This is a genomic window from Mycobacterium pseudokansasii, assembly GCF_900566075.1.
Lineage (GTDB): Bacteria > Actinomycetota > Actinomycetes > Mycobacteriales > Mycobacteriaceae > Mycobacterium > Mycobacterium pseudokansasii.
The window spans coordinates 6,190,450-6,211,729 of sequence record NZ_UPHU01000001.1; the positions used below are offsets into that span (position 1 = coordinate 6,190,450).

At 66.7% G+C, this 21,280-nt stretch carries 23 protein-coding genes and 2 pseudogenes; 17 read left to right on the forward strand and 8 right to left on the reverse strand.

What is annotated here, in order from left to right:
- Positions 1 to 64: 64 nt before the first annotated feature.
- Positions 65 to 1,621, reverse strand: a complete 1,557-nt coding sequence (locus EET10_RS28030) for a phytoene desaturase family protein (protein ID WP_122502693.1) — start codon at positions 1,619 to 1,621, stop codon at positions 65 to 67.
- A gap of 49 nt (positions 1,622 to 1,670) precedes the next feature.
- Positions 1,671 to 2,297: a TetR/AcrR family transcriptional regulator gene (locus EET10_RS28035; protein ID WP_036404523.1), complete on the reverse strand. Its 627-nt coding sequence runs from the start codon at positions 2,295 to 2,297 to the stop codon at positions 1,671 to 1,673.
- A 65-nt stretch (positions 2,298 to 2,362) separates the two neighbouring features.
- On the opposite strand from EET10_RS28035, the gene EET10_RS28040 reads away from it, so the two are divergent.
- A complete protein-coding gene (locus EET10_RS28040) occupies positions 2,363 to 2,842 on the forward strand; it encodes a DUF2834 domain-containing protein (RefSeq protein WP_036404526.1) in 480 nt (159 codons plus the stop codon).
- Here EET10_RS28040 and serS read toward each other — a convergent pair whose 3' ends face one another.
- The gene (gene serS / locus EET10_RS28045) at positions 2,843 to 4,096 is read right to left on the reverse strand and encodes a serine--tRNA ligase (RefSeq protein ID WP_036404528.1); all 1,254 of its coding nucleotides are present in this window, start codon (positions 4,094 to 4,096) and stop codon (positions 2,843 to 2,845) included. It abuts the gene before it with no gap.
- Positions 4,097 to 4,214: 118 nt separating this feature from the next.
- On the opposite strand from serS, the gene EET10_RS28050 reads away from it, so the two are divergent.
- From EET10_RS28050 to EET10_RS31410, 3 genes and pseudogenes are all read left to right on the forward strand, one after another.
- On the forward strand, positions 4,215 to 5,576 hold the full coding sequence (locus tag EET10_RS28050; RefSeq protein ID WP_122502871.1) for a septum formation family protein: 1,362 nt from the start codon (positions 4,215 to 4,217) through the stop codon (positions 5,574 to 5,576).
- A gap of 3 nt (positions 5,577 to 5,579) precedes the next feature.
- Positions 5,580 to 5,999, forward strand: a pseudogene (locus EET10_RS28055) (metallopeptidase family protein).
- Complete coding sequence (locus EET10_RS31410; protein WP_081260561.1) at positions 5,996 to 6,211, forward strand: hypothetical protein; 216 nt, start codon at positions 5,996 to 5,998, stop codon at positions 6,209 to 6,211. Before EET10_RS28055 ends, EET10_RS31410 begins: the two are co-directional and overlap by 4 nt.
- Here EET10_RS31410 and EET10_RS28065 read toward each other — a convergent pair.
- Complete coding sequence (locus tag EET10_RS28065; protein WP_036404534.1) at positions 6,188 to 6,886, reverse strand: histidine phosphatase family protein; 699 nt, start codon at positions 6,884 to 6,886, stop codon at positions 6,188 to 6,190. The genes EET10_RS31410 and EET10_RS28065 overlap by 24 nt on opposite strands.
- Complete coding sequence (gene pheA / locus EET10_RS28070) at positions 6,883 to 7,839, reverse strand: prephenate dehydratase (RefSeq protein WP_036404537.1); 957 nt, start codon at positions 7,837 to 7,839, stop codon at positions 6,883 to 6,885. The genes EET10_RS28065 and pheA overlap by 4 nt, the downstream gene beginning before the upstream one ends.
- A gap of 90 nt (positions 7,840 to 7,929) precedes the next feature.
- Here pheA and EET10_RS28075 point away from each other — a divergent pair, with 90 nt between their 5' ends.
- The 3 genes from EET10_RS28075 (at position 7,930) to EET10_RS28085 (ending at position 10,894) form a co-directional block, all read left to right on the forward strand.
- Positions 7,930 to 8,733 (forward strand): DUF2470 domain-containing protein, encoded by an 804-nt coding sequence (locus EET10_RS28075; RefSeq protein ID WP_063467250.1) that lies wholly within the window; start codon positions 7,930 to 7,932, stop codon positions 8,731 to 8,733.
- 52 nt (positions 8,734 to 8,785) lie between these two features.
- The gene (locus tag EET10_RS28080; RefSeq protein WP_036404542.1) at positions 8,786 to 10,012 is read left to right on the forward strand and encodes an LCP family protein; all 1,227 of its coding nucleotides are present in this window, start codon (positions 8,786 to 8,788) and stop codon (positions 10,010 to 10,012) included.
- A gap of 336 nt (positions 10,013 to 10,348) precedes the next feature.
- The gene (locus tag EET10_RS28085; RefSeq protein WP_122502694.1) at positions 10,349 to 10,894 is read left to right on the forward strand and encodes a ferritin; all 546 of its coding nucleotides are present in this window, start codon (positions 10,349 to 10,351) and stop codon (positions 10,892 to 10,894) included.
- On the opposite strand, the gene EET10_RS28090 is transcribed toward EET10_RS28085, so the two are convergent.
- Both EET10_RS28090 and EET10_RS28095 read right to left on the reverse strand, forming a co-directional pair.
- A complete protein-coding gene (locus EET10_RS28090) occupies positions 10,891 to 11,715 on the reverse strand; it encodes a glycerophosphodiester phosphodiesterase (RefSeq protein WP_036404880.1) in 825 nt (274 codons plus the stop codon). The genes EET10_RS28085 and EET10_RS28090 overlap by 4 nt on opposite strands.
- A gap of 5 nt (positions 11,716 to 11,720) precedes the next feature.
- Positions 11,721 to 12,767, reverse strand: coding sequence for a DUF4328 domain-containing protein (locus EET10_RS28095; protein ID WP_122502695.1), 1,047 nt, complete (start codon positions 12,765 to 12,767; stop codon positions 11,721 to 11,723).
- A gap of 616 nt (positions 12,768 to 13,383) precedes the next feature.
- Here EET10_RS28095 and EET10_RS29900 point away from each other — a divergent pair.
- The 9 genes and pseudogenes from EET10_RS29900 to rraA all read left to right on the forward strand — a co-directional run bounded on the left by EET10_RS29900 (position 13,384) and on the right by rraA (position 19,074).
- Positions 13,384 to 13,539, forward strand: a complete 156-nt coding sequence (locus EET10_RS29900; protein WP_167480239.1) for a hypothetical protein — start codon at positions 13,384 to 13,386, stop codon at positions 13,537 to 13,539.
- Positions 13,540 to 13,712: 173 nt separating this feature from the next.
- Complete coding sequence (locus tag EET10_RS28100) at positions 13,713 to 14,336, forward strand: superoxide dismutase (RefSeq protein WP_036404547.1); 624 nt, start codon at positions 13,713 to 13,715, stop codon at positions 14,334 to 14,336.
- 222 nt (positions 14,337 to 14,558) lie between these two features.
- A complete protein-coding gene (locus tag EET10_RS28105; RefSeq protein ID WP_023368897.1) occupies positions 14,559 to 15,092 on the forward strand; it encodes a hypothetical protein in 534 nt (177 codons plus the stop codon).
- A gap of 252 nt (positions 15,093 to 15,344) precedes the next feature.
- Positions 15,345 to 16,007: pseudogene (locus EET10_RS28110) on the forward strand (TMEM165/GDT1 family protein); the annotation flags it as partial.
- A 501-nt stretch (positions 16,008 to 16,508) separates the two neighbouring features.
- Positions 16,509 to 16,907: a hypothetical protein gene (locus tag EET10_RS28115; RefSeq protein ID WP_036404886.1), complete on the forward strand. Its 399-nt coding sequence runs from the start codon at positions 16,509 to 16,511 to the stop codon at positions 16,905 to 16,907.
- Between the two features lie 111 nt (positions 16,908 to 17,018).
- Positions 17,019 to 17,675, forward strand: coding sequence for a DUF6474 family protein (locus EET10_RS28120; protein ID WP_036404553.1), 657 nt, complete (start codon positions 17,019 to 17,021; stop codon positions 17,673 to 17,675).
- A gap of 15 nt (positions 17,676 to 17,690) precedes the next feature.
- Complete coding sequence (locus EET10_RS32550; RefSeq protein WP_051490593.1) at positions 17,691 to 18,035, forward strand: hypothetical protein; 345 nt, start codon at positions 17,691 to 17,693, stop codon at positions 18,033 to 18,035.
- A 123-nt stretch (positions 18,036 to 18,158) separates the two neighbouring features.
- Positions 18,159 to 18,587 (forward strand): Rv3852 family protein, encoded by a 429-nt coding sequence (locus EET10_RS31865; protein ID WP_122502696.1) that lies wholly within the window; start codon positions 18,159 to 18,161, stop codon positions 18,585 to 18,587.
- A gap of 4 nt (positions 18,588 to 18,591) precedes the next feature.
- Positions 18,592 to 19,074 (forward strand): ribonuclease E activity regulator RraA, encoded by a 483-nt coding sequence (gene rraA, locus EET10_RS28135; RefSeq protein ID WP_036404559.1) that lies wholly within the window; start codon positions 18,592 to 18,594, stop codon positions 19,072 to 19,074.
- A gap of 4 nt (positions 19,075 to 19,078) precedes the next feature.
- Here the strand turns inward: rraA and EET10_RS28140 are convergent, their stop codons facing one another.
- Positions 19,079 to 20,548 (reverse strand): flavin-containing monooxygenase, encoded by a 1,470-nt coding sequence (locus EET10_RS28140; protein WP_036404561.1) that lies wholly within the window; start codon positions 20,546 to 20,548, stop codon positions 19,079 to 19,081.
- A 76-nt stretch (positions 20,549 to 20,624) separates the two neighbouring features.
- Here EET10_RS28140 and EET10_RS28145 point away from each other — a divergent pair, with 76 nt between their 5' ends.
- On the forward strand, positions 20,625 to 21,272 hold the full coding sequence (locus EET10_RS28145) for a TetR/AcrR family transcriptional regulator (protein WP_051490594.1): 648 nt from the start codon (positions 20,625 to 20,627) through the stop codon (positions 21,270 to 21,272).
- The last annotated feature ends 8 nt before the right edge of the window (positions 21,273 to 21,280 follow it).

Genomic DNA, 21,280 nt, shown 5'->3' on the forward strand with positions numbered 1-21,280 from the left:
CGCCGAACGTGTAGCCACTGCGAGATTTTCGCGAATTTGTCGCGCTGAGAACACGTTCGGCGAGCTATAACCCCGCCAGGGCCGCACGGCCGGCATTGAAGCCCGGGATGAACGTGATTCCGGGCCCGCCGTGGCATCCCGCGCTGCCCAGGTAGAGCCCGTCGATCGGGATAGGTTGCCCGATATAGCCTTTCGGACCCGGCCGGTTGGGGCCGATCTGGTTCGGATGCAACAGCCCGTGACAGTAGTCACCGCCCGGAGCGCCGAACATCACCCCCATGTGCTTGGGCGTGAAGGTGGTGTGCCTGGTGATGCTGCCCGCGAAATTCGGCGCCAGGCGGGTGATCTTGTCGATGACCCGCTGACCCATGTCGACCTTGGCCTGACCATAATCCGCCCCGCCCTCGATCGGGAACCACATGGCAAACGCCGACGCGGCGTGCTTGCCCTCCGGAGCCAGCTGCGGATCGTGCAGCGACGGAATCTGCAGCACGACGGTCGGGTCGGCCGGCACAATTCCGTGACGGCATTCCTCCCACTGCTGCTGCACTTCTTCCGGGGTGCAGAAGATACCGATCGATGCCTGCATGACCGGTTCATTGAGCGCCTGGTACGGCGCGGCAAAGCTGGGAGTCTCGTCCAGGGCGAAGTGCATCTGCAGGTAGCTGCCGCGGTGATCGATGCGCGCGTACCTTTCTCGGACGCCGGCGGGCAGCTCCGCGGGATCGATCAGCTCGCAGAGCGTGACGTCCGGCGCGATCGCCGAGACCACGATCGGGGCGCTCAGTAGGTCACCGGCCTCGGTGCGCACGCCACTTACCCGGCCGCCCCCGACGCGGATCTCGGCCACCTTGGCTCGCAGCCGGACCTCGCCGCCGTGGCTCTGCAGCAGCCGGCACAGATGCGCGGTCAGCGCCCCGATGCCGCCGCGCAGCTTCTTCATCTGCACGAAGTCGCCATCGGGGATGCCGAGCCCGTAGGCGAGAGCGGCGGCGCTGCCCGGCGTGGCCGGCCCGCGATAGATGGTGTTGACGGCCAGCACGGTCATCGAGCCGCGCAGGGCGGCATGCTTCTCGCGGTCCGGCAGGTAGCGGTCCAGCACGTCGGTGACCGATCCGAACAGCATGTCGTCGATGGCCGAGCGTTCGAATTCGTTGGTGGCGCAGGCATACATCTCGTCGAAGGTCTTCGGCAGCGTGCCGGCCTCGAAGCGGCCCAACGCGCGTGTCGGCGCCTGGCTCCACGCCAGCAGCCCCGCCATTCCGGTGACGGTGTCCGTCCCGTGTACCTGGTTGAGGTGGGCGAACATCTTCACCGGATCGGTGTACTGCACCAGCGGATCGTCGCCGATACCGCGCAGCGCCACCGACATCACGTCCAGGTCGACCGTCGGCAAGGTATCGAGGCCCAGTTCGCTCACCACCGCCGCCGACGTCGGGAACTGCACCGAGCCGGCGATCTCGAAGCTGTACCCGTCGAACAGTTCGACGGTGGCGGCCATCCCGCCGGCGTAGCGTTTGGCGTCCAGACACACGGTTCGCATCCCCGCCCGCTGCAGCAGCACCGCCGCGGTCAGCCCGTTGTGCCCGGCACCAATGACAATCGCGTCGTAATCAGACATGCTCCTGCCCTCCGGTAGGCACGCTGGCACGGCCGCAATGTTTTGTCAATTATGACGAAATGTGAGCGTCCACCCACGCCCCGGTAATGCCGGCTCGCAGCGATTCCAGCGCGGTGTGACACATGCGAGCCAACTCACCGAGGGACCGGTCATCACCGAGCATCCACACCTCCATCGCGCCGAACACCGCGGCCGCGATACACCTGGCCGTCACCGCGACGCGCAATCGTTCGTCGGGTGACGGCTCCGAGACGCGGCTGCGGCGTTGCAGCTGTGACGCGATCGCGTCGGCGAAGTCGGCCTGGACATCGCGAATATGACGGACGATGCGACCGGGATCGAGTTCGCCGCCCCGTAACGCGGCGATTTTCGTCACGGCCTCAACGTCATAGGGAAATGCGAAGATGGCCGCGCGCACCGAGTCGATGATCGGCTCGCCGGCCGGCCGGCCGGCTAGCGCCGCACGAAACCAGTGCAGCCCGGTGTAGTCGGCGAACAACAGATCGTGCTTGGACCGGAAGTGGCGATAGAACGTCCGCAGCGATACCCCGGCGTCGGCCGCGATCTGCTCGGCGGAGGTCTCCTCGACGCCCTGGGCGAGAAACCGCACCAGCGCAGCCTGGATCAGCGCTTCCCGGGTGCGCTCGCTGCGCGCCGTTTGCGCGGGCCGGACCATGGCAGTACCGTACCCCCTGCTCTGTCAATATTGACAAAACCTTCAAGCGCGGTGAGACTGCGCGCATGGTGTCGCTCCTTGTCCATGCGTTGCTCGGGCTCGCCAGCATCGCGTGGATCATCGTGTCTAACCCAAAGATCTATGCCCGCCCCGCCGGTGGCCCCTGGCTCTCGCCACTGGAATGCGTGTATTACCTCGCCGGCATCGCCTCGATCGCGCTGGGCTGGTATTTCAACATCCATTTCGTGCTCGACGCGCACGGTCAAGGCAACCTGGTCTCAGGACCGGGCAGCTATCCGAACTTCCTTCGGCTGCAATTCGCAAACCCGGCTGCAGGCTCGGGCAATCAGGACTACCTCATCGCGAATGTCGTTCTGCTACCGGTGTTTACCATCGTCGACGGCCATCGGCGCGGTCTGAAACGCCCGTGGCTGTTCTTCGTGGCCAGCTTCTTCACCAGCTTTGCCTTCCCGCTCGCCTTCTACTTCGCCACCATCGAACGGCAGCGCCGGCACGAACGATCGCGCCAGGCCGTCGACGCCTGACTAGGGTTCGAGCACCTCGGTGCCGACAAACGGGACCAATGCGGCGGGGACCCGCACGCTGCCGTCGGGCTGCTGGTGGTTCTCCAGGATCGCGACCAGCCAGCGGGTGGTGCCCAGGGTGCCGTTGAGCGTTGCCGCGATCTGCGGCTTGCCGTTGGCATCGCGGTAACGAATCGCCAGCCGGCGTGCCTGAAAGGTGGTGCAGTTCGAGGTCGAGGTCAGCTCGCGGTAGGCGCCCTGGGTCGGCACCCACGCCTCGCAGTCGAACTTTCGCGCGGCCGACGAGCCGAGATCGCCCGCGGCGACGTCGATGACCCGATACGGCACCTCGATCAGGGCCAGCATCTCGCGCTGCCAGGCGAGCAGCCGTCGATGTTCGGTCCCGGCGTCGCCGGGTGTGCAGTAGACGAAGCCTTCGACCTTGTCGAACTGGTGCACCCGAATGATGCCGCGGGTGTCCTTGCCGTAGCTGCCCGCCTCGCGCCGGAAGCACGACGACCACCCCGCGTAACGCAGCGGCCCGGCGGACAAGTCCAGAATCTCGCCGGAATGGTAGCCGGCCAGCGGCACCTCCGAGGTGCCCACCAGGTAGAGGTCGTCGGCCTCCAACCGGTACACCTCCTCGGCATGGGCACCCAGGAATCCGGTGCCGGACATCACCTCCGGGCGCACCAGCACCGGTGGAATCATCGGGATGAAGCCGTTGTCGACGGCCAACCGCAGCGCCAGCTGCAGCAGCCCCAACTGCAGCAGCGCACCCCGCCCGGTCAGGAAGTAGAACCGCGATCCGGACACCTTCGCGCCGCGCTGCATGTCGATCAATCCCAGCGCCTCGCCGAGTTCCAGGTGGTCTTTCGGGTCGTCCAGCCGAGGGGGCTCGCCGACGACGTCCAGCACCGCGTAGTCGTCCTCCCCCCCGGCGGGGACGCCGTCCAGAATCACGTTGGGGATCGTCAGGCGTGCCGCGATGAACGCCGCCTCGGTTTCGGTTTGGTTTGCTTCGGCGGTCTTGACCTGCTCGGCGAGGTCTTTCGCGCGCTGCAGCAGCGCGGGCCGTTCCTCTGGGGACGCGGCGCCCACACTCTTACTGGCGGCCTTCTGTTCGGCACGCAGCGCATCCGCGGCCGCGATCGCGCGGCGCCGCGCGGCGTCGGCCGTCAACAGGGCGTCCACCAGCGACGGGTCTTCGCCGCGACTGAGTTGGGAGCGGCGGACGGCGTCGGGGTCTTCCCGGAGCAGCTTCAGGTCGATCACGGGCGCAAGACTACTTTTGACCGCACAGCCCGGTGGCGTCAGATGGCCGGGGTCGGCCCTGGTCTCACATCAGCAACATTGGTCACCCGACTGGGTGGGCCCTGTCAGAATGGAACGGATGTTGGAAGCGCCCGAGAAGCAACTGCCACCTGACAGCTCACCGGACGGCGAAGCCGCCACGGCCCAAACGGAGCCGCCACGGGCGGGCTTCCGCTGGCCCCGTGCTCTGCAGGCGTCGGCGACGCGGCGGGCGCTGCTGCTCACCGCTCTGGGTGCCCTGTTGATCGCCGGGCTGGTCACCGCCATTCCCGCGGTGACCACCGGTCCCGGGCGCCTTGCCGGCTACATCGACAACAACCCGGTGCCCAGCACCGGCGCCAAGAGCAACGCCGCCTTCAACCGCGCCACCGGCAGCGACTGCCTGACCTGGCCCGACGCCATGCCGGAGGCCGCGACCATCGTCAACTGCTCCGACGACCACCGGTTCGAAGTGGCCGAGTCCATCGACATGCGGACCTTCCCCGGTTCGGAGTACGGGCCCAACGCCGCCCCCCCGTCGCCGGCACGCATCCAGCAAATCAGCCAGGAGCAGTGCGAGGCCGCGGTACGCCGCTACCTTGGCACCAAGTTCGATCCGAACAGCAAGTTCACCATCAGCATGCTGTGGTCCGGTGACCGGGCATGGCGACAAGCCGGCGAGCGCCGCATGTTGTGCGGCCTGCAGTTGCCCGGCCCCAACAATCAGCAGGCCCTGTTCAAAGGCAAGGTTGCCGACCTTGACCAGTCCAAGGTCTGGCCGGCCGGCACCTGCCTGGCCATCGACTCGAACACCAACCAACCGGTCGATGTTCCGGTCGATTGCACGGCCGCGCACGCGATGGAGGTGACCGGCACGGTCAACCTCGCCGAGAAGTTCCCGAACGCGCTGCCCGCCGAACCCGAGCAGGACGCGTATATCAAGGACAACTGCACCCGGATGACGGACGCCTACCTGGCGCCCATCAAGTTGCGCACCACCACGTTGACCCTGATCTACCCGACGCTGTCGCTGTCCAGTTGGTCGGCGGGGAGCCGTGAGGTCGCGTGCAGCATCGGTGCGACGCTGGGCAACGGAGGCTGGGCCACGTTGGTGAACAGCGCCAGGGGACCGCTGCTGATCAACGGCCAGTCCCCGATACCGCCGCCCGACATCCCCGAGGAGCGGCTCACGCTGCCGCCGATCCCGGTGCAGGTGCCGGCCACGCAACCCGCGGCCCCGGTCCAGGAGATCCCGGTCACACCGCCGGGCAACCAGCACCTGCCCAATCAACAGCCGGTGGTGACACCGTCTCGCGCACCCGCCGCCCCGGCCACCACCCAAGCACCCGCCGCCCCGGCCACCACCCAAGCACCCGCCGTCCCGCCGGCCGACGGCGGGGCGCCGTCGGCGGCCCCACCACCGGAAGCCCCCGCACCCGCCGAACCCGCGCCGGAAGGTTAGCCCGTGGCGGTGCGGATGGACCCGCAGCGGTTCGACGAACTGGTTTCCGATGCACTCGACCTCATCCCGCCCGAACTGGCAGCCGCGATGGACAACGTGGTCGTCTTGGTCGCCGACCGCCACCCCGACGACCACGACTTGCTGGGCTTGTACGAGGGGGTCGCGCTGACCGAGCGCGACTCCGATTATGCCGGAGCACTGCCGGACGCGATCACCATCTACCGCGACGCCCTGCTGGATGTCTGCGAATCCGCCGACGAAGTCGTCGACCAGGTGGCGATCACGGTGATCCACGAGATCGCCCACCACTTCGGCATCGACGATGCCCGGCTGGACGAACTGGGGTGGGGCTGACCGAACCCGCCCGGCGACGGGCGCGGCATCCCGGATTTGTCCGGCCCTGGTGCTAAGAACGCTTCATGAGAACAGTCTGTCGCGACTGCCGGACAGGCGTCTATCACTGCCACGGCACCATCATTCGTCATGCTCTGGGCCGGGCCGAATGCACCGAAACCGACTGCGACGGACCCGAGATATCGGTGCACACGTTCGTCATCGACTGCGACGCGGTCGGCTGCCGATGCGCTGACGCGCCTAACGGAGCGGTCGGATCACCCCATCGGGTCGGTGCTTGACGTCACCGCGTCGATGACCGGTGTGGGTGGGCCTTGCGTGAGGTCGGGGTAGAACGGCGGCTTGAGGGTTCCCCACTGCACACAACTCCAGCGCCCGTCGGTGATCGGAGCCAGCACCACGCATTCGGCGTTGCCCAAATGGTTGTCGAGCACGAAGGTGCCGTCGACTCCGGCCAGCACCGCCGACGTCAGCCGGATTGCCGCGCCATGGCTGACGACCACGATGTCACCGTCCCAGGCGGCGTCGTCCAGGTAGCGCATCCGTAGTTCGGTGATCACCGGCACGTAGCGATCCAAGACGTCTTCGCCGGACTCACCACCGGGCAGCGGCACATGCAGTTCACCGCGATGCCAGCGGTCGTAGATGGCGTTGAATTCGGCGACGGCCTCGTCGTCGTTGCGATTTTCCAGCTCTCCCACCTGCACCTCGTGGATGCCGTCGAGCCGCAGCGGCGGCAAGTCGAGCTCGGCGGCGATCACCTCGGCCGTTTCCGACGCACGGACCGCTACCGAGTGCGCAAGCAGGACCGGCCGAGCAGGGCCGCCGAGCGCGAACGCGCGGGCCTGTTCGCGTCCCAGGGGCGTCAACGCCGTGCCCGGTGGCCGAGTGTCCAGCCGGCGTTCGACGTTGCCGTGGGACTGACCGTGCCGCAGCAGCACCAGACGACCGCTCATCGTCCAAACTCCCGGGACGGGGCCGGCTGGCCCTCCCTGAGCCGAGCCAGCCAGATCGATGCATCGTCGGGTGGCGGCGGCGCCGTGCCGTCCGCTTGCCCCGTCGGCCAGGAACCCAGGTATCGCACATCAGCACAACGACGGTGCAACGCCTTGAGTGCCTCGGCGACGGCGTCGTCGTCGATATGGCCGACGCAGTCCACGAAGAACATGTAGGTGCCCAATTCGGTGCGGGTGGGCCGGGATTCGATCCGGGTGAGGTCGATGCCGCGCATGCCGAACTCGGTCAGCGCGTCCACCAGTGCGCCGGGCACGTTGTCGATCCGCAACACCGCCGAGGTGCGATCGGCTCCCGTGCGCGCCGGCGGTCGGGCCGGCCGGCCGATCAACACGAAACGGGTCCGGGCGCTGGATTCGTCGACGACGCCGTCGGCCAGCGACGCCAACGCCCAGTGGGCGGCCGCCAGCGGCGACGTGACGGCCGCATCGACCCGCCCATCGGCCACCTGGCGGGCCGCGTCGGCATTCGAATACGCCGGGCACATCTCGACGCCGGGCAGATGCGCGCGCAGCCATTGCCGTACCTGTGCCGCCGCCACCGGAAAAGCGGCCAGCGTACGTACCTCGGCGGCACTGCGGCCGGGCCGCACGACGATGCTGAAGGCCACGTCGAGGGTGGTCTCGGCGAACACCTGCAGGGGCGAACCGATGGCCAGGCTGTCCAAAGTGGGCACCAGCGACCCGTCAATCGAGTTCTCCATGGGAACGCAGGCGAAATCCGCCGTGCCGTTCCGGACGGCATCCAGCGCGGCGGGGGTGCTTTCGACCGGCAGCCGCTGCGGCAGCTCCGTTAGCTCCGCTTCCCGGCGGGGTACCAGCCCGGCGGCCGCTATCTGCAGCAGCGCCGCCTCGGTGAACGTCCCTTCCGGACCGAGGTAGGCGATGCAGACCACGCTGACAACACTAGTGGCGCATCGGGTCCTTGCGACGGACGAGCCGAGTAGCTTAAGTTAGGCTTACCTAATTATTGAGGAGCCGCCGCGATGTTTCCGACCACCAGCCCGACGCCCACGACCGCCGAGCGCATTCGCTCTATTTGCGCGCGGGCCGGCGCAGGCCTGCTGGCGGTGGAGCCCGACCAACCGATGGCCGCGCCGCTGCACCATTTGATGTCCGACGGCTCCTTCGCCGTGGCGGTTCCCGCTGACCGCACCACCGCGGCCGGTTACGGGCCCGGCTGCGGATCCCAGGCCCTGCTCGAACTCACCGATTACGCCCCGCTGCCGGTCCGGGAGCCGGTCCGATCGCTGGTGTGGATCCGCGGCCGCCTGCAGCGGGTCCCGTGGGGAGCGGTGACCTCGGTGCTGGACGCGATCGCCACCGAGAACCCGGACCCGGCCCTGTTGCAGGTCGAGACTCCACGATCCGGCCCCGCCCTGCGGCAGAACCGGTACGCATTGCTGCGGCTGGAGACCGAATCGGTGGTCGTGACCGACACCACCGGCGCCTCGCCGGTCAGTGTCGCGGACCTGCTGGCCGCCCGGCCCGACCCGTTCTGCGAGATCGAATCCACGTTGCTGTGGCATCTGGCGACCGTCCATGGCGACGTCGTCGCCCGGTTGGTCTCCCGGCTGCCGGCCCGATGGCGACGCGGACCGATCCGTCCCCTCGGCCTGGACCGGTACGGCGTGCAATTTCGGGTCGAAGGTGACGACGGCGACCGTGACATCCGGCTGGCATTCCACCGGCCGGTGGACGACATGAACGGGCTGGGGCAGGCCATCCGGGTGTTGATGGGGTGCCCCTTCGTCAACGGCTTGCGCGCCCGCCGGTGCCGCGCCTCGTAGCACGCCGTTGCGGCCGGCCGCATTGCCGGGTCCGGCCACGTACGTTGTCCAGGTGAACGGCGATCGATCACCGGAGCGCGGGAGACCCCGAAGACCGATGCAGCAACGGCCGGCGCAGCCGGAGCCGTCACAGGTTATCCGTCGCGAAAACCCACCGTCCCGGCCACCGGGCAGACCCCGGCTCGAGCCGGAACCCGCACCAGCGACGACTGACCCACAGCCATCCCCGACAGTCCGGCGCGGACGGCAGCGCGGTCCCGCCGCTTCGACGCCCCCGCGGCCGGTGGCGCCGAAGGCGCGCCGCAACCGGGTCAGGCGGCGCTGGGGCAGGATCGTGACACTCAGCATGCTGGTCGTTCTGTTACTGGCCGGGGCGGGCATCCTCGGCGGCGCGCTGTGGCTGGACACGTCGCTGCGCCGCGAGCCGGTGTTCAGCGACTACGCCGACCGCCCGGTGGGCGGCCGCGGCACGAACTGGCTGCTCGTCGGTTCCGACAGCCGCCAGGACCTCACCGCCGAGCAACAGCAGAACCTCGCCACGGGCGGCGACGTCGGCACCGGACGCACCGACACCCTCCTGCTGGTGCACGTGCCGGAGTTCGGGTCGAGCACCCCGACGACGTTGGTGTCGATACCGCGCGACTCCTCGGTGCCGATACCAGGTCACGGTCGCGACAAGATCAACGCCGCCTTCGTGACGGGTGGCGCGCCCTTGCTGGTGCAAACGGTTGAGCAGACCACCGGCTTGCGCGTCGACCATTACGCCGAAATTGGGTTCGGCGGCTTCGCCGAGTTGGTCGACGCGCTGGGCGGGGTCAGCGTGTGCCTGAGCGAGCCGATCCGCGATCCATTGGCCGGTGTCGACCTGCCGGCCGGCTGTCAACAACTGGACGGCCGACGGGCGTTGGGGTACGTCCGGTCTCGCGCGACACCGCGGGCCGATCTGGACCGCATGCTCAACCAACGCCAGTTCATGGCAGCGCTGCTGCACCGCGCCGCCAGCCCCGCGGTATGGCTCAACCCATGGCGTTGGTACGCGGTGCCACACGCAGCCGCCGGGGCGCTGACCGTCGACCAGGACACCCATGTCTTCGACCTGGCCCGCCTGGGATGGGCGTTGCGCGGACACACCACCGCGCTGACCGTTCCGATCGGCGAGTTCACCGACAGCGACGTTGGCTCGGTGGTGGTATGGAATCACGACGCGGCCCGGGAATTGTTCGACGCGCTCGCTTCGGACGCTCCGGTGCCGGCTTCCGCGATCGACGGCCAACCATAGCGACTTCACCGGCTCTACCGGACGCGTCGAACGTGAACCCGCCGCGACGACACGCCCCGATGCTCAGCGCACCCTGTTTCACCTCGGGGCGAGAAAGCCGAGAAAGCCGAGAAAGCCGGGGAAGCCGGGACCCAGAATGTCGATCAGATCGGGAGAGACGTCCCGCATCGTTTGCGCGACGGCCACCCGGAATAACGCCCACCAGAATTGCTATAGTTAGGCAAACCTGCCCTGGTGAAGAGCGTTATTGGCGGCCTCGGAGCACTTAGGAAAAGCTTTCCTCACTAAGTGATACCTTCGTTGCGGACGAGGTTCTACCTGCATTAACCTGGTCGCATGACTGACTACGACGGACACAAGACCAAATTTCATGCGTTAATGCAGGAGCAAATCTTCAACGAATTCACCACCGCGCAGCAATATATTGCGATCGCGGTCTATTTCGACAGCGAGGACTTGCCGCAATTGGCGAAGCATTTCTATGGCCAGGCGGTCGAAGAGCGCAATCACGCGATGATGCTGGTGCAACATCTGCTTGAGCGCGGCCTTCGCGTCGAAATTCCGGGCGTCGACACCGTCCGAAACCAGTTCGACGAACCGCGCGACGCGGTGGCGCTGGCGCTCGAACAGGAGCGTGCCGTCACCGACCAGGTCAGCCGGCTGGCGGCGGTGGCCCGTGACGAGGGCGACTTTCTCGGCGAGCAGTTCATGCAGTGGTTCCTGCAGGAACAGGTTGAAGAGATGTCGCTGATGTCCACCCTGCTGCGGATTGCCGACCGGGCCGGATCCAATCTGTTCGAGCTGGAGAACTTCGTCGCCCGCGAAGTGAGCCGGGCGCCCTCCGCCTCAGGCGCCCCGCGCGCCGCCGGCGGTAGCCTCTAGCCGCCGGCCTGGCCGGTGCGCCCCTGCTGTAGCCAGGCCTTTGTGCGGGCGGGGTGGTGAGTGGCCATCCACGCCACCCCGACCTCACGACAGAATTCGACGTCGTCGTATTCGTCGACGTTCCAGCAGTAAACCGCCCGTCCCTGGGCGGCCGCACGGTCGACGAGTTGCGGGTAGTCCTTCAACGCCGGCAGCGACGGTCCCACCGCGGTCGCCCCGACGGCGGTGGCCGCGCTGCTGGCGAGGTACCGTCCGGTCTTGCCGAGTAGCACGGTCGGCAACAGCGGCGCGGCCCGCCGGATCCGCCAGACCGCCGCGGCCGAGAACGACATCACGACTGCGCGCGACCGGTCGGCTGAGGCGGGTGCGGCAATACCGAAGCGGTGCAGAAGTGCCAGCACTTTGTTTTCGACCAGCGAACCGTACCGGACGGGGTGCTTGGTCTCGATGAAGATCTTCACCGGCCGGTTCCAGTCCAGCACCAGCGCAACCAGCGCGTCCAGGGTTAGCAGGCTGGTGTCGCCGTGAGTGCCGTCCGGACGCCAGCTTTCGTGCCAGGCGCCATATTCCAGCTCGCGCAGTTCGGCCAGCGTCATCGTGCTGACCAGCCCGACTCCGGTCGAGGTCCGGTCCAAGCGCCGGTCGTGCACACAGACGAGGTGGCCGTCACGGGTTAGCCGCACGTCACATTCCACGCCGTCGGCGCCCTCCTTGAGCGCCAGGTCGTACGCGGCCAGCGTGTGTTCCGGTCGAGCAGCGGACGCGCCACGGTGGGCAACCACAAACGGGTGCCCGGCGATCACCTCGTCGGCCCAGGTCATACCCATTATGCTGCCGGTTCTTGCCCTTGCAGCTCAACTGCACCGGCTGCTGCCGGGGCGGGTTGCCGGGGCGGGCCATCCGGGCGCACCACGAGCCACCGGTGTGCCGGCCGTTCGACCGGTTTTCGCTCGAACCCTTCGAACACCCGGCCGGCAGCGGCCACGGCGGCTGCCGCCAGCGCGTAGCCAACGACCGTCATAACCGTGTTGTTGGCGATGCCCTGGGCGTCGCTGGAAAAGCTGGTGGCGATGGCGAAGATGGATACCGCGTTGCTGACCACCCAGGCGATCCACCACACGACGATGGGCCGGCGCAGCCGCTGGTAGTGGTCTTCGACCACCGCCAGTTCGATGACGTACACCGGCGCCCAGAACACGTTTGCCAACGGCAGCAGACAACCTGCCCACAACTGTCGCGACGAGCGGTGCTCGGGCATGCCATGATGCCCGAAGGCGGCGGCCCGACGAGCGATCAACCAGCGAATCAGCACGACGAAACAGCCGAGCATCGCGACGAGCGCGACCACGCTGGCCAGCACCCCCAGCCACAGCGCGGCGCCAGCCACCAGGGAGTTCAGCAATAGGCTGCGATTGACGATGAGCAGCACGTATCGCACCGCATAGACCAGTGCGGCGATGCCGAGCACCACGATCGTGGCGAACAGCACGGACCGCACTGTCGGTGCGGCCGGCCCGGACTTTTCCGGTATCTGCGTAGGCGAAGGTGCGGTCGAAGGGAGTCGGTCCGCCAGACCCCAACGCGGCATCACGGCGTAGCGTGGCGTGGGCCCGCGGAATCGTCGCCAGGTCCGAGGGGGCGGCGGGGCGCCCGGGCGTACCGCGATCCATCGAAACCCGGGTGGCAGCCGCACCGGAGTGCGCTGCATGGGGTTAGGCGCCGGCTGAGGGCCCACGGGCGAACGCCACCGGGGGTCACCCGCCGACGGGTCGGCCAGCGGCGCCATCAGGGTCCCCCGGCACCGTGGACACCACACACGCTGACGATCGCGGACGTTCCACCGAGTGCCGCACTGGGAGCACACCTGGATCACCGGACCAGCCTAATAGCGTGTCGGCACCACGCACAGCACGGCGTCAAACCGGATCGGGGAAGCACCCTCCCGGCACGGGGTGGAGCGGGACAGCGGCGGCCCGGGCCCCCGGCCAGCCAGTCTGCGCGACCCTGGACGAGAGCTGGACAGGACCTGGACAGGACCTGGACAGCTACTAAGGCCCCGCCGCGACCTATCCACAGTTTCCACAGCTTTATCCACAGCCAGTGGTCCATCTCGATGCCGTCTCTATCGGCCCGGTTCGCGTCGAACTGTGGATAACATGGCGCTGCCGGGACGCGCCGATCGACAGCCCGGCGCCGTCGCGAGCGAAGTGCGGAGCTATGTCGGGCGAAGCGCCGTCGTCTGGGTCACGCGACTTGCCGGCGCTGCGGTGGCGAACCGTCAGGGTTGTCCGGCCCCACTCACCCACGGGGGCGGCGGGCAGCGGTTTCGACCGCCCGCGGGAGCGGTCTCGCCATCACCCGGCGGCACTGCCGGGATTGTTCGTCGCGGAATTTTTCAACCCGTGTACCAGGCGCTATGATCTGCGACGCGATGTTCATTGTGACTCACCTCACTGAGGCGGGATGACCATGCAGGTGGAAGGCGTTTGATGGCGACACACTCCTACGGTCCGGGGTCGACGCCACCGTCGAATTCGCGTTCGGGCTCGCCCGCCTGGAACCACGCGTATGTCATCGCCGCCCTTCGTTCCGGACTGATCGCGCTCGCGCTGCTCGCGGTTCTGGTCTTCCTGGTGCTGTACTAAGTCCCCGCCGCCCGGGTATGCCCTGGGTATTTCAAGGAACTGTTCGAGCCGTTCCCGATGATGGGGGCTGTTCTTGCGGCGCGCGCGGTCATGCAGCAGGGTTGACTACGTCAGCCCGCCGCGTGGCGGAACCCACGCGAATGACGTGTCAGACGATTGAAGGAGGGAATGCCGTGGCTGAATACGCTTTGCCCGATCTGGATTGGGACTACGGGGCGCTGGAACCACACATCTCGGGTCAGATCAACGAACTTCACCACAGTAAGCACCACGCCACCTACGTCAAGGGCGCCAACGATGCGGTCGCCAAACTCGACGAGGCGCGCGCCAAGGAAGACCACTCGGCGATCTTGCTGAACGAGAAGAATTTGGCTTTCAACCTCGCCGGCCACGTCAACCACACGATCTGGTGGAAGAACCTTTCCCCCAACGGAGGCGACAAGCCGACCGGCGAACTCGCCGCGGCCATCGACGAGGCGTTCGGGTCCTTCGACAAGTTTCGTGCCCAATTCCACGCCGCCGCCACCACGGTGCAGGGGTCGGGCTGGGCGGCGCTGGGCTGGGACACTCTCGGCAACAAGCTGCTGATATTCCAGGTCTACGACCACCAGACGAACTTTCCGCTCGGAATCATTCCGTTACTGCTGCTCGACATGTGGGAACACGCCTTCTACCTCCAGTACAAAAATGTCAAGGTGGACTTCGCCAAAGCGTTCTGGAATGTCGTGAACTGGGCCGACGTGCAGGCGCGTTACGACGCGGCCACCTCAAAAACCCAGGGCCTGATCTTCGGCTAGTCCGACATATTCAGGGCCTGGGCGCCGCGCGCTATTGCGCGGCGCCCAGGTCTTTGGCCGGTTTCGATATCGCGACTTCTCGATGATCCCGCGAACGTGGCACGGGTTAGCCGTGTCGGGTTGCGCAGCGCCAAATCCCCGCGCATGCTTGATTATTGAAACTCAACGGTTGTTCGAGCTACCAGCGTGGTTATTTCGGATGGAGGCATCTCGGAGGGCGGGATGAATGCTGGGTCAGATAGACCAATAGGGGTTGCTCCCTTTCATTCTCGTGGTGCCCTGAAAGGGTTTGTCATCTCTGGACGCTGGCCTGATTCGACCAAAGAATGGGCGCAGCTGCTGATGGTTGCCGTCCGAGTCGCGTCGTGGCCCGGACTGCTTTCCACGACAACCGTATTCGGTGCCCGCGAAGAATTGCCCGACGAACCCGCTCCCGGAACCGTCGGCCTGGTGCTGGCCGAGGGCACGGTGTTCGGCGAATCCGCCATCAGACCCGGATATTTCGCCGATCATCAGCCCCCGGCATTGCTGATGCTGCATCCGCCCTCGGAAACAACGCCGTCGCTGCCGGAATGCACCGGCGCGGCATCGGGCTGTGTCCTGCTGCCCGGGTTGCCGCACCTGGGTCTGGAGCACCGGGCCGCCTGGGTGGAAGCCGAAGCGGACGGCACCATAACATCAATGGTGAGTCGCGTCGGTGTCGACCCGATCAGCCATCCCGACACCGCAATCCTGGCGATGCTGCTTGCCGCATAAGCCAATTCGAAACCATGGTTTCGGGGCGCGAATCCGCGAATGCGGCTGGCCGAACTCCGTCGTCGCCCTGGCGCGCCCGGAACCCTGCCGCTAACCTGGGGTTCGTTAGCGAAGGGGAGTAGCCCCGAATCGTCGGGTCGACATACTGGTGAAAGCCCGGCCGGCGAACCGTCGAGCAGACGGTGGGCGAGACCTTCGACCGATGTTCGATGACCGCGGCGTCATCGACCACGTGTCGAAAGGTCGTCCGAAATGCTCGCAGCCACACTTTTGAGTCTCGGGGTGGTTTTCGTCGCCGAACTCGGCGACAGATCCCAACTGGTGACCATGACCTATGCGCTGCGGTTCCGCTGGTGGGTGGTGATGGCCGGCGTGGCGATCGCGTCTTTCACGGTCCACGGCGTCTCGGTGGCGATCGGCCACTTCCTGGGCGCCACGCTCCCCGCGCGGCCGATGGCTTTCGCCGGCGCGATCGCGTTCCTGCTTTTCGCGGTGTGGGCCTGGCGGGAAGGCGCGGCCGGTGACGACAAGCCCGCGACCCCGCGCCACCCGCGGTTCGCGCTGCTCACCGTGGTGTCATCGTTCGTACTGGCCGAGCTCAGCGACAAGACGACGCTGGCGACGGTGACCCTGGCCAGCGATCACGACTGGGTCGGTGTGTGGATTGGCTCCACCCTGGGCATGATCTTGGCCGACGGCCTGGCAATCGGTGCGGGACTACTGCTGCACCAGCGGCTGCCCGAGCAGCTGCTGCATGTTCTGGCCAGCCTGTTGTTCCTGCTGTTCGGCTTGTGGATGCTGTTCGACGGCGCACTCGGGTGGCGCTCGGTCGCCATCGGCGTGACGGCGGTGACGATCGTCGCGGCGGCCGGGGTTACAGCGCAAACTCTTCGGCGGCGCCGCAAGGCCTCCGCGGTGACCACGAGGTCCGCCCAGCCCGGTTGAGTCCCTGCTGAACGGCACCTACCGGACCCCGTACGGTTCAGCGATGCCGACCACCGCTTGCGGGCAGCTCCGGTGGACCGGCGGTGACACCGCCGGTCTGCGCCCGGCCCCGCAGTAGACCTCGACAGCAAAGGAGTGGCCGAGCACTGCGCCGTTGGGCCTTGGTTGCCCGACATTGAATGCATTCACCTGTCGAGGTGCGCGTACACCGGTCCCGGACGCCCGGCCCGATGGCTCGCCGATCGCCCCCACGCGATGTATTCTGCGGATAGCCTGTGAAATCCGTTCATTCTGTGGACACCTCACCGAATCGGTTGGACGCTCGTCGAGGGCATCCTGATCGCGCCTCCAGCACGCCGCCACTCAATCCGCTCAGGTTTGCACTTGGTTGTGGACATAACTGTCGCTACCATGATCAGCAAATAAAGATAGGTAACCGTTCGATCTTGCAGCCCGGTGGAGGTCATATCGATGAGCACGACGTTCGCTGCCCGCCTGAACCGTCTGTTCGACACGGTGTATCCACCCGGACGCGGGCCGCACACCTCCGCGGAGGTGATCGCCGCGCTCAAGGCGGAGGGCATCACGATGTCGGCTCCCTACCTGTCCCAGCTACGCTCGGGCAACCGCACCAACCCGTCGTCGGCTACCATGGCCGCCCTTGCCAACTTCTTCCGCATCAGGGCGGCCTACTTCACCGACGACGACTACTACGCGAAAATCGACAAGGAATTGCAGTGGCTGGCAGCGATGCGGGACGACGGCGTGCGCCGTATCGCGGAGCGCTCCCATGGGTTGTCGGCGCAGGCGCAGCAACAGATCGTGGACCGTATCGACGAACTGCGCCGCGCGGAACGGCTCGACGCGTAAGAGCCGGCAGCCACCGACCTGACGGGTTGCCCATGCCCGACGCGGATTAGGGTTGGCCCAACGATCGCGCACGCACCGCGATAGTCCACGAGAACCGGGAGGCGGCCGGGAATGGGCCTGTTCCGCAAGCGAAAGAGCCGTGCGATTCGTCGCGCCGAAGCCCGCGCGATCAGGGCACGCGCCAAGCTCGAGGCCAGGCTATCGGCGAAGAACGCGCTCCGTCGCCTCAAGTACGAGCGCAAGGCGGCGGACAAGGCCCTCAAGGCGCAGCTCAAGGCGCAGCGAGACAGCGATCGTGCGGCACTGAAGGTCGCCGAGACCCAGCTCAAAGCCGCGCGCGAGGGTAAGTTGCTGTCGCCCACCCGAATTCGCCGGGCGCTCACGGTGTCGCGGCTGTTGGCCCCGATATTGGCGCCGGTGGTATACCGGGCGGCCATTGCCGCGCGCGGGCTGATCGATCAGCGTCGTGCCGACCAACTCGGGGTTCCACTGGCTCAGGTTGGACAGTTCTCCGGGCACGGCGCCCGGCTGTCGGCCAGGATCGCCGGGTCGGAGCAATCGCTGCGGATGGTCCAGGAAAAGAAGCCGAAGGACGCGGAGACCAAACAATTCGTCGCGGCCATCAGCGAACGGCTCGCCGAGCTGTCAGCGGCCATCACGGCGGCGGAGAACATGCCTGCGCAACGGCGCCGAGCCGCCCACACCGCGATCTCCTCACAGCTCGACGGCATCGAGGCCGACCTGATGGCCCGGCTGGGGCTGACCTGAAATGCGCCGGCGATCATGAAGCATCTGCTCGGTGTCGCGTGGTACGCCCTGCTGCTGGTCACCCTGACGATCGCCGCGCCCCTGACGGTGGCTGGCGCCTGCGGTGACCCCGTCCGCGCATCCGCGGGTCCGACCCGGGTGAGCCTGACCGGTATCCAGCATCCAGGCACCGGGTGGCCTACCGCTGAGCCGCAGATGACCGGCCCGGCCGTGACCGGGCGGCCACGCCTTCGGGACAGCTACCCGGTGACGGTAGCCGAGTCCACCACCGACGCCGACGTTCCTACCTGGCCCTTCGCCGTCGGCACGATAGCCGCAGTCGCTGCCGGGGCGCTGTGGGCGATGCGGCGCCGGCCGTAGCCGGCCGGCGCGCCCAGGTAGGCGAGATGGCGGCATACCGGGTCCTGGCATGATGGGACCCGAGTGCCTCGCGACTCAGTGAGCGACCCAAAGCAAACAGAGAAGTTGCAAAGGAGCGGCCGGATGGCAGACCCGCAGGATCGACCCGACGGCGAACCCGACGGCACACCGAGACCACCGGCCAAGAAGCAGCCCGCCAAGAAGGCCGCGAAAGCCCCCGCCAAGAAAGCCCCCGCCAAGAAAACGCCGGCCAAAAAGGCGCCCGCCAAGAAAGCCCCCGCCAAGAAAACGCCCGCCGACAACCCGGAACCCGCGCCCGCCGCGATGGCCGCCGCGCCACCCGGGGTCCAGCAACGGGCGAAAACCAATGGTGAACTTGCCGCCGCGGCCAAAGATACCGCAGCACAAGCGAAGTCAACTGTCGACCGGGCCAATGACCCACTTTCCCGAGACCTGGAACAGTCGTCGAACAGCTTCACCGTCCCGCTGTTGGTGGCCGTCGTGCTAAGCCTGCTGGCGATGTTGCTGGTGCGACAGCTGCGCCGCCACTAGGCCGATGCGCCACGTGTCGTTTCGGCCGACGGCCGATCTGGTCGACGACATCGGACCCGAGGTGCGCAGCTGCGACCTCCAATTCCGTCAGTTCGGCGGGCGCACGGAGTTCGCCGGGCCGATCAGCACGGTGCGCTGCTTTCAGGACAACGCCCTGCTGAAATCCGTGCTCTCCCAGCCGGGAGCTGGCGGCGTGCTGGTGATCGACGGCGCCGGCTCGTTACACACCGCACTTGTCGGCGATGTCATCGCCGAATTGGCCCGGTCCAACGGCTGGGCGGGCCTGGTGGTTCACGGCGCGGTGCGCGATTCCGTCGTACTGCGCGGCATCGACATCGGCATCAAAGCGCTGGGCACCAATCCCCGTAAGAGTGCCAAGACGGGCGCCGGAGACCGCGACGTCGACGTCACTTTGGGTGGCGTGACATTCGCGCCGGGCGAAGTCGTCTACAGCGACGACGACGGCATTGTCGTCGTCTCCCTGTGAAAACCTAAACCCGCACGGGGGCATGCTTTTTGGAGAAGCGCAGCCCTTCGTCGTCGATCTTGCCGCGCCTGATCAGATGGATGTCGCGCAGATAGTTCTGATTGAGCCGCCACGGCTTTCGCGAACCCTGCTTCGGCAGTTCGTCGATCGAGCGCAGCACGTAACCGGGAGTGAACTCCATGAACGGCCGTTCCTCGACATCCGGACCCGGATGCTCGGCCATCACAGTGTCAAATCCATTAGCGTCCATGTAGTTCAGCACGCGGCAGACGAACTCCGACACCAGGTCGGCCTTCAGTGTCCACGAGGCATTGGTGTAGCCGACCGTATACGCCATGTTGGGTATCCCGGACAGCATCATGCCCTTGTAGGCCATCGTCTTGGTGAGATCCACCGGTTCTCCGTCGACGGAGGCGGTCGCCCCGCCGAAGAGTTGTAGGTTCAAACCCGTTGCGGTGACGATGATGTCGGCCGGAAGTTCACGTCCGGAATTCAGCCGGATTCCGGATGGGGTAAACCGATCGATGGTGTCGGTAACCACCTCGACCTGCCCGTGGCGAATGGCACGGAACAGGTCGCCGTTGGGCACCAGGCACAACCGCTGGTCCCACGGATTGTAGTGCGGGCCAAAGTGCTTGCGCACGTCATAACCTTCGGGAAGCTGGCGCGCGGCCAGGCCCATGAACATCTTCCGCATCCGCCGCGGCCACTTCTGGCAGGCCCCGTACACCGCCGCCTGACGTAGCACGTTCTTCCACCGAACCGCGGAGTAGGCAAGCTTTTCCGGCAGAAAGCGGTTGAGTCTGTCGGCGATGCTGTCACTGTCCGGCTGGGAGACGATGTAGGTCGGCGAACGCTGCAGCATCGTGACGTGGTTGGCACCCGAATCCGCAAGTGCCGGAACGAGAGTGACGGCCGTGGCGCCACTTCCGATCACGACGATGTTCTTGCCCTCGTAGTCGAGGTCCTCGGGCCAGTGCTGCGGATGGATGATGGCGCCGGTGAAGTCCGCCGCGCCGGGGAACTTCGGCGAATAGCCCTGTTCGTAGTTGTAGTAGCCGCTGCACAGAAACAGGAATGAGCAGGTGAGCTGGCTGCGGGTGCCATTGGTCTCGATATTGACGGTCCAGCGGTTTTCGGCCGTCGACCAGTCGGCGCTGACGACTTTCTGGTCGAACCGGATGTGCTTGTCGATGCCGTACATGGCCGCGGTGCCCTTGACGTACTCGAGAATCGGCTCGCCGTCGGCAATGGCCTGACGCTCGGTCCAGGGGCGGAACCTGAAGCCCAGGGTGTGCATATCGGAGTCGGAGCGAATGCCGGGATAGCGAAACAGGTCCCAGGTGCCGCCCATGGCGGACCGCTTTTCCAGGATGGCGTAGCTCTTGGTGGGGCAGCGGTCCTGCAGATGCCAGGCCGCGCTCACGCCGGAAATACCCGCCCCCACGATGACGACGTCAAGATGCTCAGTCATGGAACCACGCTATCAACGCGCTGTTGAATGCGTCAACGTAGTGTCGAAACTATCGACACACGGTAAGCTGCGGGTCGTGGCCACTTCCCCGACCGGTCCGGCGTCGCTGCATCGCGGCCGGCGCACCGCTCGGCCATCCGGCGACGATCGTGAACTGGCCATCCTGGTTACCGCTGAAAAGCTGTTGGAAGATCGTCCACTGGCTGACATCTCGGTCGACGACCTGGCCAAGGGGGCAGGCATTTCGCGGCCGACGTTCTACTTCTATTTCCCGTCCAAGGAAGCGGTGCTGTTGACGCTGCTGGACCGGGTGGTCACCGAGGCCGACACCGCGCTGGAAAACCTGATCCAGGCCGCGGACGCCGACCGCGACACCATGTGGCGTACCGGGATCAACGTTTTCTTCGAGACATTCGGTTCGCACAAGGCGGTCACCCGGGCCGGTCAGGCCGCTCGGGCAACCAACGCCGAGGTGCGGCACCTGTGGTCGACGTTCATGCAGAAGTGGATCTCCTACACCGCCGAGGTGATCGAGACAGAGCGCGACCGCGCCGCCGCGCCGGTAACCCTGCCCGCCCTGGAACTGGCCACCGCGCTCAATCTGATGAACGAACGGACGCTGTTCGCTTCCTTTGCCGCCGAACAGCCCTGTGTCCCGGAGGCGCACGTGCTGGACACGCTGGTGCACATCTGGGTCAGCAGTATCTACGGCGAGGGTCGTTAATCCCGACT